Source organism: Bacillus sp. PK3-067, from assembly GCF_056738645.1.
Genome location: NZ_CP096490.1, coordinates 3,859,764 through 3,873,187, shown reverse-complemented (window position 1 = coordinate 3,873,187; position 13,424 = coordinate 3,859,764). Strand labels below are relative to the sequence as shown.

Here is a 13,424-nt window from a genome sequence, read left to right as displayed (position 1 = left end):
TGTTGAAAGACACCTTCTTACTTGAGGGTGTCTTTTTACACTTTTTTCTGTTTACATAATAAAAATTATGGGTAAGGAGAATCAAGATGAAAAGAGAGAGATTATTACATGTTCATTACTTGCTAGCAGATTATTGGAAAGCGATGGAGAGGCTACTATATGTCGATCCAGAATTAAAGAACATATATAATTTTAACGAAAAACAAATGGAACACTACACTGGAATATCCTCGAAAAAATCTTCAGAACTAGTAAAATTTCTTCAAAATTCAAATCTTCCGCAATATATATCTTATTTAGAGAGAAATCGTATTTTTTATATAACGATATGGGATGAAGATTATCCGCAATTATTACGTGAAATACAAGACCCTCCCTTCGTTTTATATGGAAAAGGAGAGAAAGATTTCCTGAATAAAGTAAATAAATTAGCAGTTGTTGGAACGAGAGAACCATCATTATATGGTTATGAGAGTTTGAAGTTTATTTTACACCCTTTATTAGAAAGAGAGTGGCTTATTGTCAGTGGGTTTGCAAAAGGGATAGATACAATGTCTCATGAGATTACAGTAAGGCATCATTGCCCGACTATTGCGATATTAGGGCATGGATTGTCTTTTATGTACCCGAAAGAAAATAGACATTTATATGAAATGTGGAAGGAATATATATTGTTATTGACAGAGTATCCGCCGCACTATGCACCGAAAAAATGGTATTTTCCAAAAAGGAACCGGATTATTAGTGGTATAAGTAAAGGTGTTTTAGTTGTAGAAGCGAAATCGAGAAGTGGAACACTTATTACTGCAGACCTTGCGTTAGAGCAAAATAGAGAGGTGTTTGCGCTTCCTGGACCTATATTTGTAGAGGGGGCATCGGGAACGAATCATCTTATTCAGCAAGGAGCAAAACTAGTAAGAAATGCAGAAGATATCTTGGAAGAGATTTTAAATTAACCTTATATTTTTATGTTTTTATTAAACAATTATTGACAAATGGTAGATTGGCACTGTATGGTATATTCATTCTTGATTGACAAAAACAAGAGAAATCAATAAGATTAATGAAGACTTGAATCCACCTCTTAAGGAGGCACTAGCATGTCAGATTACCTCGTAATCGTGGAGTCGCCTTCTAAGGCGAAGACCATTGAGAAATATTTAGGGAAAAAATACAAAGTTGTCGCGTCTATGGGACATGTTCGCGATTTGCCAAAAAGTCAAATGGGGATAGAAGTAAAGAACAACTTCACCCCGAAGTATATTACCATTCGTGGTAAAGGTCCCGTCTTAAAAGATTTAAAATCAGCGGCGAAAAAAGCAAAGAAAGTCTATCTCGCGGCCGATCCAGACCGTGAAGGGGAAGCGATTGCTTGGCATTTAGCGAATACGTTAAATGTGGACGTTGAATCAGATTGTCGGGTTGTGTTTAATGAGATTACGAAAGATGCAATCAAAGAATCATTTAAACATCCTCGTGCAATTAATATGGATTTAGTGGATGCACAACAAGCAAGACGTATACTTGATCGTCTTGTTGGTTACAATATTAGTCCTTTATTATGGAAGAAAGTAAAAAAAGGATTAAGTGCAGGGCGTGTACAATCTGTAGCAGTTCGTTTAATCATCGAGCGTGAAAGGGAAATTCAAAACTTTGAACCTGAAGAATTCTGGACAATTAAAACAGAATTTGTAAAAGGAAAAGACACATTTGAAGCAAGCTTTTACGGTGTAGATGGTGAAAAAGTTCAATTAACAAATGAAACGCAAGTGAATGAAATAATTGAACAGATGAAAGACAATGCGTTTTCAGTTGAAAATGTAACGCGCAAAGAGCGAAAACGTAATCCTGCATTACCGTTTACAACATCTTCCTTGCAACAAGAAGCAGCACGTAAGTTAAACATGCGAGCAAAGAAAACAATGATGCTTGCACAGCAATTGTATGAAGGGATAGATCTTGGAAAACAAGGAACTGTAGGTCTTATTACGTATATGAGAACTGATTCAACACGTATCTCAGAAACAGCTCAAACAGAGGCTCGTACTTACATCACTGAAGCGTATGGTACGGAATACATAGGAACAGAAAAGAAGAAAGAAACGAAAAAGTCAAATGCACAAGATGCGCATGAGGCAATTCGTCCTACTTCAGTAATGAGAAAGCCAGAGGAACTAAAAAGTTTCTTAGGTCGTGATCAACTTCGATTATATAAATTGATTTGGGAGCGATTTGTTGCAAGTCAAATGGCGTCTGCTATAATGGATACTGTGACAGCGAGACTCATTAATAACAATGTTCAGTTCCGTGCAAGTGGATCGGTTGTAAAGTTCCCAGGATTTATGAAAGTGTATGTAGAGTCAAAAGATGATGGTGCTGAAGAAAAGGATAAGATGTTGCCACCTTTAGAAGTAGGGGAAACTGTATTTTCAAAGGATTTAGAACCAAAGCAACATTTTACACAACCTCCTCCGCGTTATACAGAGGCTCGCCTAGTAAGAACACTTGAAGAACTTGGAATTGGAAGACCGTCAACATATGTACCTACACTTGAAACAATTCAAAAGCGTGGGTATGTAGGTTTGGATAATAAACGCTTCGTTCCGACTGAACTTGGTGAAATAGTAATTGAACTTATTTTAGAGTTTTTCCCAGAAATTATTAACATTGAATTTACTGCCAATATGGAGCAAAGCCTTGATGAAGTAGAAGAAGGAAATGCGAATTGGGTAAAAATTGTTGATGATTTCTACGTAGGTTTTGAACCGCGTTTAGAAAAAGCGGAAAAAGAAATGCGTGAAGTGGAAATTAAAGATGAACCAGCTGGGGAAGATTGTGAATTATGTAATCACCCAATGGTCTTTAAAATGGGTAAATACGGGAAATTTATGGCTTGCTCGAATTTCCCAGATTGTCGTAATACAAAGCCGATTGTGAAAGAAATCGGTGTTACTTGTCCAAAGTGTGATAAGGGTCAAATTATTGAACGCCGTAGTAATAAAAAGAAACGTCTTTTCTATGGGTGCGGTACGTATCCGGAATGCGACTTTGTATCTTGGGATAAGCCAATTGGTCGTAAGTGTCCGAAGTGCGAAGGCATGCTTGTAGAGAAAAAGTTGAAAAAAGGCGTGCAAGTACAATGTATTTCGTGCGATTATGAAGAAGAACAACAAATGTGAGCGTAACTGCTCACATTTTTTTCGGGAAGAAAAGGAAAGGTGATATAAATGACAACACAAGTAGTAAACGTCATTGGCGCAGGTCTTGCAGGAAGTGAAGCAGCTTACCAAATTGCAAAACGTGGTGTCCAAGTTAGATTATATGAAATGAGACCGGTAAGGCAAACGCCAGCTCATCACACAGATAAATTCGCTGAATTAGTATGTAGTAACTCACTTCGTGCAAACACTTTAACAAATGCAGTTGGAGTTATTAAAGAGGAAATGCGCTTAATGGATTCTGTAATTATTCGTGCGGCGGATGAGTGCTCTGTACCAGCTGGAGGTGCTTTAGCTGTAGATCGTCATGAGTTCGCAGCTAAAGTAACAGAATACGTAAAGAACCATCCAAATGTAACTGTAATGAATGAAGAAATTACAGATATTCCAGAGGGACCGACAATTATTGCTACAGGTCCATTAACATCTCCTGATCTTTCTGCAAAATTGAAAGAATTAACAGGAGAAGATTATTTCTACTTCTATGATGCTGCAGCCCCAATCGTAGAAAAAGACAGCATTGACATGAATAAAGTGTATTTAAAATCGCGTTATGACAAAGGTGAAGCTGCATATTTAAATTGCCCAATGACAGAAGAAGAGTTTGATCGTTTTTATGAGGCTCTAATTGCTGCTGAGACAGTGCCTTTAAAAGAGTTTGAAAAAGAAATTTTCTTTGAAGGTTGTATGCCAGTAGAAGTTATGGCAAGTAGAGGGAGACAGACGTTAGTATTTGGACCTATGAAACCTGTTGGATTGGAAGATCCCAAAACAGGGAAAACGCCATATGCTGTTGTTCAGTTACGTCAAGATGATGCAGCGGGAACTTTATACAATATCGTAGGTTTCCAAACTCATTTAAAGTGGGGACCGCAAAAAGAAGTGCTACAGTTAATTCCGGGATTGGAAAATGCAGAGATTGTACGTTATGGTGTAATGCATCGTAATACGTTTATTAATTCACCTAATTTGCTTCGTCCAACATATCAATATAAACAACGTGATGATTTATTCTTCGCTGGTCAAATGACTGGAGTAGAGGGATATGTTGAATCAGCAGCATCAGGATTATTAGCAGGAATTAATGCTGCGCGTCTTGTGCAAGGTGAAGAGCCAGTTGTATTACCGCCAGTAACTGCGATGGGTAGCATGGCAAATTACATTACGGCAACGAACGCTAAAAACTTCCAGCCGATGAATGCAAACTTCGGTCTATTTGCACCGTTAGAGAAGAAGATTAAAAAGAAAGTAGAACGAAATGAAGCGTACGCAGCACGCGCTTTAGAAACGATTCGAAATTTTGTAAATATTTAGTTAAATTTCTTGCAAAGGCTACTAAGTTGTGATACGATTTAGTAGCCTTTATTGAGGTGAGTTGTGTGAATGTGAAGAAATTGTTACAATTATTCGTTGGATATTTACAAATTGAAAGAAATTATTCAAAATATACAATTGCAAGTTATCAAAATGATTTAGAACATTTTGTGCAATTTATGGAACGAGAAGGCATATCCTCTTTTTTAGACGTTACATACGCGGATGTTCGTTTGTACTTAACGACGTTGCACGATGAAAAGTTAGCCCGTAAATCTGTCGCAAGAAAAGTATCAAGCTTACGAAGTTTATATCGTTTTTTGATGCGTGAAGGTTATCGAAAGGATAATCCGTTTGCACTTGCGTCACTCCCCAAAAAAGAATTGTCAATCCCAAAGTTTTTATATGCTGAAGAGTTAGAGGAATTATTTGAAGTTTCTGACACGGAAACGCCATTAGGTCAAAGGAATCAAGCTTTATTAGAGTTGATGTATGCGACTGGGATCCGTGTGAGTGAATGTGTCAATTTACAACTTACCGATATTGACTTTGCGGTGGGAACAATTTTAGTAATGGGAAAAGGAAAAAAACAAAGGTATATTCCGTTCGGAAGCTATGCGCAAGATTCTTTAATTACTTATATAGAGAATGGGAGAAAACAGTTAGTTAATAAGACTGACGAAGATTCTCATATGGTATTTTTAAATGCGAAAGGTACACCGCTAACAAGTCGTGGGGTTCGTTATGTTTTAAATGAACTCATTAAAAAGGCTTCGCTGACAATGCGGATAAGTCCCCATATGTTAAGGCATACATTTGCTACACATATGCTAGATGAAGGGGCGGATTTACGTACTGTACAGGAGCTATTAGGCCATGAAAATTTGTCGACGACACAAATTTATACGCATGTCTCTAAAGAAAGATTGCGTTCTGTTTACATGAAGCATCACCCGCGGGCATAAATTGCTTTAAAAGCTATAAAAACAAATAAAGGAGTTTTTTCTATGGGAAATTTCCACGCTACAACGATATTTGCAGTTCATCATAATGGAGAATGTGCAATGGCTGGAGATGGCCAAGTGACAATGGGAAATGCTGTTGTAATGAAACATACAGCTCGTAAAGTTCGTAAACTTTTCCAAGGTAAAGTTTTAGCTGGTTTCGCAGGATCAGTTGCTGACGCATTTACTCTTTTTGAAATGTTTGAAGGGAAATTAGAAGAGTATAATGGCAACTTGCAGCGTGCTGCTGTTGAAATGGCAAAACAATGGCGTGGCGATAAAATGTTACGTCAGCTAGAAGCGATGCTCATTGTCATGGATAAAACAACTATGCTCCTTGTTTCAGGTACAGGAGAAGTGATTGAACCGGATGATGGTATTTTAGCAATTGGATCTGGTGGGAATTATGCACTTTCTGCAGGTCGTGCTTTAAAGCAATATGCAAGTGAACACTTAACAGCGAAGCAAATTGCGAAAGCGAGTTTAGAGATTGCTGGCGATATTTGTGTTTATACGAATCACAACATAATTGTTGAAGAATTGTAGAATCGTAAGGGAGGCATTTTATATGCATTTACATTTTACTCCGCGCCAAATTGTGGAAAAATTAGATCAATACATCATCGGTCAAAAAGACGCAAAGAAAGCGGTTGCTGTAGCGTTGAGAAATCGATATCGCCGCAGTAAATTAGCTGAAAATTTACGTGACGAAATTGCGCCTAAAAATATTTTAATGATTGGACCGACAGGTGTTGGGAAAACAGAGGTAGCACGACGAATGGCGAAACTCGTTGGAGCACCTTTTATTAAGGTTGAGGCTACAAAATTCACAGAAGTTGGATATGTGGGTAGAGATGTAGAGTCGATGGTACGTGACTTGGTGGAAACATCGGTTCGTATCGTAAAAGAAGAAATGGTAGTGAAAGTTCAAGATAAAGCAGAAGAGCAAGCGAATCAACGTCTTGTTGAAATTTTAGTGCCGAGTCCGGAGAAGCAATCTGGATTCAAAAATCCATTAGAGATGCTTTTTGGAGGCGCTCAAAATTCGAATCAAACGTCTGATACACAAGAAGATGTTGAAATCGAAAAGAAACGTCAAGATGTGGAGAGAAAGCTTGCTGCAGGGCTTCTTGAAGAAGAAATTGTATCGATTGAAGTGACTGAACAACAGTCTTCCATGTTTGATATGTTACAAGGAACTGGCATGGAACAAATGGGAATGAATTTCCAAGATGCGCTAGGAAGTTTTATGCCGAAAAAAACGAAAAAACGTAAACTTTCTGTAAAAGAAGCAAGAAAACTCTTGACAAATGAAGAGGCACAGCGCTTAATTGATATGGATGAAGTTACACAAGAGGCTGTTTATCGTGCTGAACAGCTCGGGATTATTTTTATCGATGAAATTGACAAAATTGCTGGTAAGCAGTCGAATAGCGTAGATGTATCACGTGAAGGTGTGCAACGTGACATTCTGCCAATTGTAGAAGGGTCGAATGTTGCGACAAAATACGGATCAGTAAAAACGGATTATATTTTATTCGTTGCAGCTGGAGCGTTCCATATGTCTAAACCGTCGGATTTAATTCCGGAATTGCAAGGGAGATTTCCGATTCGAGTAGAATTAACAAAATTATCGACAGACGATTTTGTTAAAATATTAATCGAGCCTGACAATGCGTTAATTAAACAATATATGGCATTATTAGCGACTGAAGGTATAGAAATTGAATTTTCAGACGAAGCTATTCGTAAGATTGCTGAGATTGCTTATCAAGTTAATCAGGATACAGATAATATTGGAGCAAGAAGACTTCATACGATTATGGAGAAGCTCCTTGAAGATTTATCGTTTGAAGCATCTGAAATTACGTTAGAGAAAATAACGATAACACCTCAATACGTTGAGGAGAAATTAGCAACAATTGCTAAAAATAAAGATGTGAGCCAGTTTATTTTGTAATAGTGTCATCAGGTGACTCGCCCTAGTTTCCAAGTGATGAAAAAATATGTGAGTAACATGTAGGAGGAACTTTTGAAATGGAATTATTAGCAAAAACGAGAAAATTAAATGCGTTATTACAGAGCGCAGCAGGGAAGCCTGTAAACTTTAGAGAAATGTCTGACACAATGTGTGAAGTAATCGAAGCAAACGTATTCGTAGTTAGCCGTCGTGGTAAATTACTAGGTTATGCAATTCACCAACAAATCGAAAACGAACGCATGAAGCAAATGCTTGCAGAACGTCAATTCCCAGAAGAATATACACAAAGCTTATTCAACATTACAGAAACATCTTCAAACTTAGATGTGAACAGTGCTTACACAGCATTCCCAGTAGAAAACAGAGAATTATTCGGTCAAGGTTTAACTACAATCGTACCAATCGTTGGTGGCGGTGAGCGTCTAGGTACATTAGTATTAGCTCGTCTTGGTCAAGAGTTCTTAGATGATGATTTAATCCTTGCTGAGTACAGCTCAACTGTTGTAGGTATGGAAATCTTACGTGAAAAAGCAGAAGAAATCGAAGAGGAAGCGCGTAGTAAAGCTGTTGTTCAAATGGCAATCAGCTCATTATCTTACAGTGAGTTAGAAGCAATTGAGCATATCTTCGAAGAATTAAATGGAACAGAAGGTTTACTTGTTGCAAGTAAAATTGCTGATCGCGTAGGAATTACTCGCTCTGTAATCGTAAATGCACTACGTAAATTAGAAAGTGCTGGTGTTATTGAGTCTCGCTCTTTAGGTATGAAAGGAACATACATTAAAGTGCTAAACGACAAGTTTCTACAAGAACTTGCTAAATTAAAAACAAACTAATTTATAAAAAACTCTCCTCAATTGAGGAGAGTTTTTTTTGTGCAATGGATAGAAGATGCTTGTGAAAAGTGTCATAAGCGTGTTTTCTGGGAAAACTATCAATTGTATTTACTTTTTTGCTTAAAAGAAAAGAAGGTTGGTAATACTAGAATTCGAGTATGAACAAAGAAAGTTTTACATTGTTCGCATTTTCGACTTGATTGTAATATTTCAGTATGATATAGTAAGCAGTGGTGTCAGTACAAAGTACACACGTTTACTGATTTAAGTGTTGGTGCTACGTTTGTAGTTTCGCTTAGAGATGAAGTAAACGGAGGATATCAAAAACCATTTAGGAGGAACTATATTATGTCAGTAATTTCTATGAAGCAATTGCTTGAAGCTGGTGTTCATTTCGGACATCAAACTCGTCGTTGGAACCCAAAAATGAAGCGTTACATTTTCACAGAGCGTAACGGTATCTACATCATCGACTTACAAAAAACTGTGAAAAAAGTTGAGGAAGCTTACAGAACGATGCGCGACATCGCTGCTGAAGGCGGAGACATCTTATTCGTAGGTACTAAAAAACAAGCACAAGAAGCTATTAAAGAAGAAGCAACTCGTGCTGGTATGTACTTCGTTAACCAACGTTGGTTAGGTGGAACTTTAACAAACTTCCAAACAATCCAAAAGCGTATCAAGCGTCTTAAAGACATCGAAAGAATGCAAGAAGATGGTACTTTCGAAGTACTTCCTAAGAAAGAAGTTGTTCAACTTAAAAAAGAGTTAGAGCGTCTTGAGAAATTCTTAGGCGGTATTAAAGATATGAAAGGTCTTCCAAGTGCATTATTCGTAGTAGACCCTCGTAAAGAGCGTATTGCAGTTGCTGAAGCACGCAAATTACACATTCCAATCATCGGTATCGTTGATACAAACTGTGATCCAGACGAAATCGATCACGTTATCCCAGCAAACGATGATGCAATTCGTGCTGTAAAACTTCTTACATCTAAAATGGCAGACGCGATCCTTGAAGCAAAACAAGGTGAAGAAACTGTTACTGCGTAACAAAGTTGGAAAGGTGATAAGGGGTTCGGCCTTTTATCACCTTTTTTAAGGTATAAACACCTTTATAAAAGGTATAAATACATATTTTAGGAGGATGAAAAGTATGGCAATCACTGCTCAAATGGTAAAAGAATTACGTGAAAAAACTGGCGCAGGTATGATGGACTGCAAAAAAGCTTTAACAGAAACTAACGGCGACATGGAGAAGGCAATTGACTTCTTACGTGAAAAAGGTATTGCGAAAGCTGCTAAAAAAGCAGACCGCATTGCTGCTGAAGGTTTAACTTTCATCGAAACAAACGGTAACGACGCTTTAATCTTAGAATTAAACTCTGAAACTGATTTCGTTGCGAAAAACGAAGGTTTCCAAACACTAATTAAAGAATTAGCTGCTCACTTATTAACTAACAAACCAGCTAACGTTGAAGAAGCTATGGCTCAAACAATGGAAAACGGTAAAAAAGTTGAAGAGCACATCAACGAAGCAATCGCTAAAATTGGTGAAAAACTTACACTTCGTCGTTTCGAAATCGTATCAAAAACTGATGCAGATGCATTCGGCGCTTACCTACACATGGGTGGACGCATTGGTGTATTAACAGTTCTTGAAGGTTCTACTGATGAAGCTGCTGCTAAAGATGTTGCAATGCACATCGCTGCAGTTAACCCTAAATACATCGACCGCGATGCTGTAACAGCTGAAGAAGTTGAGCATGAGCGTCAAGTATTAACACAACAAGCATTAAACGAAGGCAAGCCTGAGAAAATCGTTGCGAAAATGGTTGAAGGCCGTCTAGGCAAATTCTTCGAAGAGATTTGCTTACTTGACCAAGCATTCGTTAAAAACCCTGATATGAAAGTTCGTCAGTTCGTTGAGTCTAAAGGCGGAACATTAAAAGGATTCGTTCGCTATGCTGTTGGTGAAGGTATCGAAAAACGCGAAGACAACTTTGCTGAAGAAGTAATGAACCAAGTAAAAGGTAGTAACTAATACAGATTAGGGAACACATTGTGTTCCCTTTTTTAAAATAAAGATGTAAGCAATTGGAGGTTCATTATGAGTAAACCGAAATATAATCGTGTCGTTTTAAAGCTAAGTGGAGAAGCTTTAGCTGGAGAGCAAGGATTTGGAATTAACCCAACTGTTATTAAGTCAGTTGCGGAACAAGTAAAAGAAATTGCAGAACTTGATGTAGAGGTTGCTGTTGTTGTTGGTGGCGGTAACATTTGGCGTGGAAAAATTGGAAGTGAAATGGGCATGGATCGTGCAGGGGCAGATTACATGGGCATGTTAGCGACAGTTATGAATTCATTAGCTCTTCAAGATAGCTTGGAGAATATCGGAATTCAAACTCGTGTACAAACTTCAATTGAGATGCGTCAAGTTGCAGAACCTTACATTCGTCGTAAAGCAGTTCGTCACTTAGAGAAAAAACGTGTTGTTATTTTTGCAGCAGGTACAGGTAATCCATACTTCTCTACAGATACAACAGCAGCATTACGTGCGGCAGAAATTGAAGCAGATGTAATTTTAATGGCGAAAAACAATGTAGATGGTGTATATAATGCGGATCCATCTATTGATCCAACGGCTACAAAATACGAAACGCTTACTTACTTAGATGTATTAAAAGAAGGTTTAGGTGTAATGGATTCTACAGCTTCTTCTCTATGTATGGATAATGATATTCCACTAATTGTATTCTCAGTTATGGAAAAAGGTAATATTAAACGTGCCGTTTTAGGCGAAAATATCGGAACAGTGGTAAGGGGGAAATAAATATGGGACAACAAGTATTGAAGTCTTCAAATGAAAAAATGGAAAAAGCAGTTGCTGCTTATTCTCGTGAATTAGCAACAGTTCGTGCTGGTCGTGCAAACGCGTCTGTATTAGATAAGGTACAAGTTGATTACTATGGTGCACCAACACCAGTTGTGCAATTAGCGAACATTACAGTTCCAGAAGCGCGTTTACTAGTAATTCAACCTTATGATAAAACTTCTATCGGTGATATTGAAAAAGCAATTTTAAAAGCAGATTTAGGCTTAAACCCTTCTAATGATGGAACTGTAATTCGTATTGCATTCCCTGCACTAACAGAAGAGCGTCGTCGTGATCTTGTAAAAGTTGTGAAAAAATATGCTGAAGAAGCAAAAGTTGCTGTTCGTAACGTACGTCGTGACGGAAATGATGATCTTAAGAAGCTTGAAAAAGCTGGCGAGATTACAGAAGATGATTTAAGAGGATATACTGAAGATATCCAAAAAGAAACAGATAAATATATTGCAAAAGTTGACGAAATCGCAAAAAACAAAGAAAAAGAAATCATGGAAGTGTAATAGCGATAACTTCGCAAATATGACCCTCTTCTTAAGGGGGTCTTTTTACACTTTTAGGCATACGTCTGCTTGCTGGAGGGTATGAATGATGTTTAAAAACTTTCCTTTTTTTAAAGGTAAAAAGGACACATCGTTTGATCATCTCGTTGAAGAAGTGAAAAAAGGATATATCCCAGAACATATTGCCATCATTATGGATGGGAATGGAAGATGGGCAAAGAGGAGAGCAATGCCTCGTATTGCGGGACATCATGAAGGTATGCAAGTTGTAAAGAAAATTACAAAATTTGCAAGTAAACTTAATGTGAAAGTGTTAACTCTCTATGCTTTTTCAACTGAGAACTGGAAAAGACCGAAAAAGGAAGTTGATTATTTAATGAAGCTTCCAGAAGAATTTCTAGGTACATTTTTACCAGAATTGATTGAAGAAAACGTACAAGTCCGAGTAATAGGGCAAAAAGATCGTCTTCCTACGCATACACGCAGAGCGATGGAGAAAGCCATGGAAGATACGAAAGAGAATACGGGATTAATTCTTAATTTCGCGTTAAACTATGGAAGTCGAGATGAAATCGTTTCTGCTGTGCAACATATGATGAAAGATAATGAGGAAGGAAAAATTCGTTCTGAAGAGGTAAGTGAAGAAATGCTTTCCTCCTACTTAATGACGAGTTCTTTACCTGATCCAGAGTTGTTAATCCGAACAAGCGGAGAGCTACGTATTAGTAATTTCATGTTATGGCAAATTGCATATTCGGAGTTTTGGTTTACAGACGTGTATTGGCCAGACTTCAAAGAAGAACATTTGCTAAATGCGATTACTGACTTTCAACATAGAGGGCGCAGATTCGGAGGCGTGTAGAAAGAGAGGGTTTGGTAGTGAAACAGAGAATTATTACTGGAGTGGTTGCTGCCGCGCTATTCATTCCCATCGTAATATACGGTGGCGTGCCTTTTACGGTTTTAGTGTATGCACTTGCTTCTATAGGTTTATATGAATTAATTCGTATGAATAAGCTTACGCTTATTTCAGTACCGACAGTTTTAGCTGCAGTATTATTGTGGATTCTTTTAATTCCAAGTAGTGCATCAGAACTGTTTACATGGATTGGATTAGGTAAATTGGAAATCACATTTGTGATTGTTTTATTACTTTTATCATATACAGTCCTTTCTAAGAATACATTTACTTTTGATAATGCTTCATTTTTACTGATGGCAACGACATATGTGGCAATGGGATTCTTATATTTAAATGAAACGAGAATATTAGGAATTAAATATGTATTTTGCGCATTATTTGTTATATGGGCTACTGATTCAGGCGCATATTTCGTAGGAAAAGCATTGGGCAAGAGAAAATTGTGGCCAGAAATTAGTCCGAATAAAACGATTGAAGGTTCATTAGGTGGTATCGTTTGTGGAATTATTGTGGCACTTGTTTACAACGTGTTCTTCCCAGTCGAATCGAATGTAGTAATTTTAATTGTGCTGACAATTATCATTTCTATTTTTGGACAAATTGGTGATTTAGTACAATCTGCTTTTAAACGTCATTATGGCGTAAAGGATTCAGGTACAATTTTACCTGGGCATGGTGGTATATTAGACCGAACAGATAGTTGGTTATTCGTTTTACCAATTCTCTACTTCTTATTACAATACAATTAATAAATGAACG

At 37.5% G+C, this 13,424-nt stretch carries 13 protein-coding genes; all 13 read left to right on the top strand.

Annotated features, from left to right (window positions below; translation table 11 throughout):
- Positions 1-86 precede the first annotated feature (86 nt).
- Positions 87-956, top strand: coding sequence for a DNA-processing protein DprA (dprA, locus tag M1D73_RS19775; RefSeq protein ID WP_000818060.1), 870 nt, complete (start codon positions 87-89; stop codon positions 954-956).
- Between the two features lie 144 nt (positions 957-1,100).
- Positions 1,101-3,179 (top strand): type I DNA topoisomerase, encoded by a 2,079-nt coding sequence (gene topA, locus M1D73_RS19770; RefSeq protein ID WP_001286963.1) that lies wholly within the window; start codon positions 1,101-1,103, stop codon positions 3,177-3,179.
- Positions 3,180-3,227: 48 nt separating this feature from the next.
- Positions 3,228-4,532: an FADH(2)-oxidizing methylenetetrahydrofolate--tRNA-(uracil(54)-C(5))-methyltransferase TrmFO gene (trmFO, locus tag M1D73_RS19765; RefSeq protein ID WP_000213003.1), complete on the top strand. Its 1,305-nt coding sequence runs from the start codon at positions 3,228-3,230 to the stop codon at positions 4,530-4,532.
- A gap of 65 nt (positions 4,533-4,597) precedes the next feature.
- Positions 4,598-5,497 carry a tyrosine recombinase XerC gene (xerC, locus tag M1D73_RS19760; RefSeq protein WP_001101243.1) on the top strand — a complete coding sequence of 300 codons (900 nt, stop codon included), beginning with the start codon at positions 4,598-4,600 and terminating at the stop codon, positions 5,495-5,497.
- 42 nt (positions 5,498-5,539) lie between these two features.
- Positions 5,540-6,082, top strand: coding sequence for an ATP-dependent protease proteolytic subunit HslV (gene hslV, locus M1D73_RS19755; RefSeq protein ID WP_000526272.1), 543 nt, complete (start codon positions 5,540-5,542; stop codon positions 6,080-6,082).
- A 22-nt stretch (positions 6,083-6,104) separates the two neighbouring features.
- Entirely contained in the window at positions 6,105-7,496 is a 1,392-nt protein-coding gene (gene hslU, locus M1D73_RS19750; RefSeq protein WP_000550078.1) for an ATP-dependent protease ATPase subunit HslU, read from the top strand.
- A 77-nt stretch (positions 7,497-7,573) separates the two neighbouring features.
- Positions 7,574-8,353 carry a GTP-sensing pleiotropic transcriptional regulator CodY gene (gene codY / locus M1D73_RS19745; RefSeq protein ID WP_000421290.1) on the top strand — a complete coding sequence of 260 codons (780 nt, stop codon included), beginning with the start codon at positions 7,574-7,576 and terminating at the stop codon, positions 8,351-8,353.
- Between the two features lie 348 nt (positions 8,354-8,701).
- The gene (gene rpsB / locus M1D73_RS19740) at positions 8,702-9,403 is read left to right on the top strand and encodes a 30S ribosomal protein S2 (protein ID WP_000111485.1); all 702 of its coding nucleotides are present in this window, start codon (positions 8,702-8,704) and stop codon (positions 9,401-9,403) included.
- Between the two features lie 103 nt (positions 9,404-9,506).
- Complete coding sequence (tsf, locus tag M1D73_RS19735; protein WP_001018578.1) at positions 9,507-10,394, top strand: translation elongation factor Ts; 888 nt, start codon at positions 9,507-9,509, stop codon at positions 10,392-10,394.
- Between the two features lie 66 nt (positions 10,395-10,460).
- Complete coding sequence (pyrH, locus tag M1D73_RS19730) at positions 10,461-11,183, top strand: UMP kinase (RefSeq protein ID WP_000042668.1); 723 nt, start codon at positions 10,461-10,463, stop codon at positions 11,181-11,183.
- Positions 11,184-11,185: 2 nt separating this feature from the next.
- The gene (frr, locus tag M1D73_RS19725; protein ID WP_000531501.1) at positions 11,186-11,743 is read left to right on the top strand and encodes a ribosome recycling factor; all 558 of its coding nucleotides are present in this window, start codon (positions 11,186-11,188) and stop codon (positions 11,741-11,743) included.
- Positions 11,744-11,828: 85 nt separating this feature from the next.
- Positions 11,829-12,605, top strand: coding sequence for an isoprenyl transferase (gene uppS, locus M1D73_RS19720; RefSeq protein WP_000971296.1), 777 nt, complete (start codon positions 11,829-11,831; stop codon positions 12,603-12,605).
- Between the two features lie 17 nt (positions 12,606-12,622).
- Entirely contained in the window at positions 12,623-13,414 is a 792-nt protein-coding gene (cdsA, locus tag M1D73_RS19715; RefSeq protein WP_000813592.1) for a phosphatidate cytidylyltransferase, read from the top strand.
- The last annotated feature ends 10 nt before the right edge of the window (positions 13,415-13,424 follow it).